Origin of the sequence: Halalkalibacter wakoensis JCM 9140, from assembly GCF_000513095.1 — a bacterium.
Lineage (GTDB): Bacteria > Bacillota > Bacilli > Bacillales > Bacillaceae_D > Halalkalibacter > Halalkalibacter wakoensis.
This window is the reverse complement of the sequence record NZ_BAUT01000135.1, coordinates 1-3,566: the sequence shown is the minus strand read 5'-3', so window position 1 is coordinate 3,566 and position 3,566 is coordinate 1. Positions and strand designations below refer to the sequence as shown.

Annotated in this window: 3 protein-coding genes; all 3 read right to left on the bottom strand. The window is 32.7% G+C overall.

Annotated features, from left to right (window positions below):
- Window positions 1–56: 56 nt before the first annotated feature.
- Genes JCM9140_RS21655 through JCM9140_RS21645 form a run of 3 tightly spaced genes read right to left on the bottom strand, consistent with a single transcriptional unit; the run spans window position 57 to window position 3,542 of the window.
- Window positions 57–1,184 (bottom strand): site-specific DNA-methyltransferase, encoded by a 1,128-nt coding sequence (locus tag JCM9140_RS21655; RefSeq protein WP_052002485.1) that lies wholly within the window; start codon window positions 1,182–1,184, stop codon window positions 57–59.
- A gap of 1 nt (window position 1,185) precedes the next feature.
- Complete coding sequence (locus tag JCM9140_RS21650; protein ID WP_034751665.1) at window positions 1,186–1,908, bottom strand: DUF4391 domain-containing protein; 723 nt, start codon at window positions 1,906–1,908, stop codon at window positions 1,186–1,188.
- Window positions 1,905–3,542 carry a C-terminal helicase domain-containing protein gene (locus JCM9140_RS21645; RefSeq protein ID WP_052002484.1) on the bottom strand — a complete coding sequence of 546 codons (1,638 nt, stop codon included), beginning with the start codon at window positions 3,540–3,542 and terminating at the stop codon, window positions 1,905–1,907. Before JCM9140_RS21645 ends, JCM9140_RS21650 begins: the two co-directional genes overlap by 4 nt.
- Window positions 3,543–3,566 lie beyond the last annotated feature (24 nt).

Genomic DNA, 3,566 nt, shown 5'->3' with positions numbered 1-3,566 from the left:
ATTACTTTTTTGGCTCTAAACAGGAAGAACTTTAAAACTGAAAATTCAGTCAGTATTTATGCAACACTAGTGAAATCTAATAATTCATATTTTGCTTGTCTATTATGCCCGGTTCTTTCTAAATCAGTCCATAAAGAAGACGGTGGTAATCCTGTCATATCTTTTAAATACGTTCTTCTCCGAAATCTTTTACCATCTTCTGTAAATCTTATCTCTCCTGTTTCTATTTTTTGTTGTAGGGTTTCTTTGGACCAACGCCATCCATTTTTAGGGGGCTTAATAACATGTCCGGTTGGAGAAATTACATCATAAATTAAGTTCTCTCTATAATTAGGAGAATTTAATGGATTTCCATCAAAGTAAGGTCCATTCGGATCATTATCTGGATTTTTAAAATGTTGTTGTTTACTTAAATCAAATTGTTTCTTAGGTTGCCATAGAGGTTTCTTTGAATAAACAAGGGTATAATTATGGTCATTTGAGAATTGTTTGGCATCATTATTGCTGTTATCTGAAGAACGCCATATTGCTGAACAAACGAAACAATTCTCTCCAAATATTTCATCGCAGATCTTTATTAAATTTGCAGCTTCATGGTCATCAATACTTATAAAAATTGCACCTTTATCTGAAAGTAAATTTCTTGCCAACTTTAAACGCGGATAAATCATATTTAACCAATCTGTATGGTATCGCCCATTAGACTCTGTGTTGGTCGAAAATCGATTACCTTTACTATCCACTTGCATAGTCTGTTCAAAGTAATTCTCAATACTCTTCTTAAAGTTATCTCTATATACAAAATCCTTTCCAGTATTATAAGGAGGGTCTATATAAATTAAATCAATTCTCCCATTATACGATTTCTGTAATAACTTCAATACTTCTAAGTTATCCCCTTCAATATAGATATTCCCAGTAGCATCAAAGTTTTTACTTTTTTCAGGTTCAGCTCGTAATGTTCCTTTTGATGGCTTTTGCGCACCTAAGATCGCTTGTTTTTTACCATGCCATGTGAATTGATAGCGCTCATTGTTATCTTCTACTACTTCACCTAATACTGTTTTTAATAGGTCAAAATCAATTTTTTCACCGTCTGTTAATACCTCAGGAAACAGTTCTTTTAAACGTTCGATATTTTGTTTTGTGAGATCTAAGGTTTCACCATTCATTTTACTAACCATCTTATTGCTCCTTTTCGATTAATGCTTGTTTAACACTTTTTAATTTATTTGCCTCTACTTGCAAAGAAATTCGTTTATTCATTTGTTTTTCTCGCTTTGCTTGGCTAACTAATTGCTCGATTTGTCGATCAAGGTCTTTTAATTGTTGCAATAGATTGTTTTCGAGCTTGATATTACGATAAATACCATACTTGAAATTCAATTCTATTTGTAACAGTTGCTCAATCCATGAATGATAAACAGCTTTTATGTTTAAATTATCCATCATAGTGAACTTTAGATTATTTTCCGATAAGTCTAGAGATATTGTTTCATCAAATTCAAAGGTTTGATCGATAGATAATAAATGAGTCTGTTTTTGTTTACGATGCGTCGCCATTACCCAACGCATTTGTTCTCCATCTATGAATAAAATTACAAGTGGATACGGAATAATTTGAGCAACGACTTTATAAACATCTATAGATTTCTTTAAGTTTTGTAACTGTATAGAATAAAAATGAATCTCTTCAAATCGTACAGTTTCGTCTTCGAACTTTGGTATGTTGGTGTTATTCGAACTAATGATTGCTAATAACCGTATTCCTCTAGATACCACGTGTTCGGAAATAATCTTTTTCTGGGCTGTGTTTAACTGTGGCTCGATTTTATTGTAAGGAAATGTTCTTAACACATGGGTTGATTTCGGTAATTGAATCAATTTTAATAATCTCTCTTCGTTCATTCCGATTCACCCTTTATAACCAAAAATGAAATGAGCTCAACATCATCAAACTCGAAGTCTAAATTCGTTTGAATACTTGTCCCACCAATTGAGAAGAAACTATCGAATGCTGTGTCTTCATGTTTATCTTTAATAATATCAACAGCCTTTTTCATTAGGTCTGTATACGTCGACATATCCATAGCATGATTGGTTTCCTCATTAAATTGTTCCACTAAATCTTGTAATGGTTCACTTTGTCCAAGCGATAACTTTCTATAAATGTCTAATATTTTTTTGGCATTAGTATAATGGATAAGGGTTTGCCCTTGCTCCGTAACATATAACAATATATAAGGAGCCAGACTATTGTTTTTCATTTCAAAAACACCATGTTGTTTAAAACAGAAAATCACACCTGGTTTTGCTTCTTTAAAATCAGCATTTGACGTAATAGCATAGATACCTTTAGGTGCTTGTCCTAACTGTTTTTTATATTGTTTCAAAGCTCCGCTCAAATCACTTTTAAAATCAGTATATGTTAGATCCGTAATAGAAATTGCTCCAGATACTTCTTCCAAATTTACAACCTCAGTTTGCAAGGCTTTTAGTTGATTGCGTCGAAATTCTAGATCGTTCATATCTTTCCCAGAAGTATCTAATATATCTTCTTCCCCAGAAGCAGAGGTATTTAATATTTTCATACGTCCTTTTACCCGCTCTTCTAGATTAATATATTCATCCAATTCCATATTCGGCCAGAAGTTTACTAGCTGTATTTCTTTATTAGTAGAACCGATACGATCTATACGACCGAAACGTTGAATGACTCGAACTGGATTCCAATGAATATCATAATTAATTAAAAAGTCACAATCTTGTAAATTCTGACCTTCGGAGATACAGTCTGTTGCAAATAATATATCAATCTCATCTGTTTTTTTCGGTTCAATTTTTGCACGTTCTTTTGATTTTGGTGAAAAATTCATTAATACATCATTTATATCTTTCACACGAACCCCTTTTAAAGTGGATTTATTGGCACCATCGCCTACGACCATTGCTGAATGTAAACCAAGTCCACGTAATTCTTCTGCTAGATTCTCATATAAATATTTTACTGTATCCGCAAAAGCTGAGAAAATAATGATCTTTTTATTCCCTTGATTAATTGGATTCTCAACTTTGTTTTTTATTATTGCTATTAGTTCATTTATCTTAGCATCACGACTAGACGTAATGGCTTGTGATTGATTTAATAAATCCCTTAAAATCGCTAAGTCGTACTGTAAATCTCCACGCCATTTCAGTGCATCAATGTCAGCCAATTGAATTTGTACCTTTTCACTACCCACAGTAATTGCCTCTAACTGATCATCATCAAAATCAGTAGCTTCATCGTAGTTTTCTTGAAACATCACTTGCTTATGGAGTGATAACAATTCTAACGCTTGTTCAATTCGCCCCACTAATTTATTCAAAGTTAAATTAAATGAGTGAATAGAACTTTCCAAACGCTTAAATAGATTGACTTTCATTAAGGCAGCAACTGCAAACTCACGGTCAGTTTGCTTAAATGTGCTCTTTCCATCTTTTACTTTTGTGTCATATAGTTCTTCATAGAATCTTCTCTTTTGCGGCAGTACATATTTCATAGCTGATAAATGCTAAAACTTATA

Excerpts from the sequence above, each read along its gene's own strand:
- JCM9140_RS21650 (WP_034751665.1), bottom strand. The coding sequence starts at position 1,908 with ATGAACGAAGAGAGATTATTAAAATTGATTCAATTACCGAAATCAACC.
- JCM9140_RS21655 (WP_052002485.1), bottom strand. The coding sequence starts at position 1,184 with ATGGTTAGTAAAATGAATGGTGAAACCTTAGATCTCACAAAACAAAAT.
- JCM9140_RS21645 (WP_052002484.1), bottom strand. The coding sequence starts at position 3,542 with ATGAAATATGTACTGCCGCAAAAGAGAAGATTCTATGAAGAACTATAT.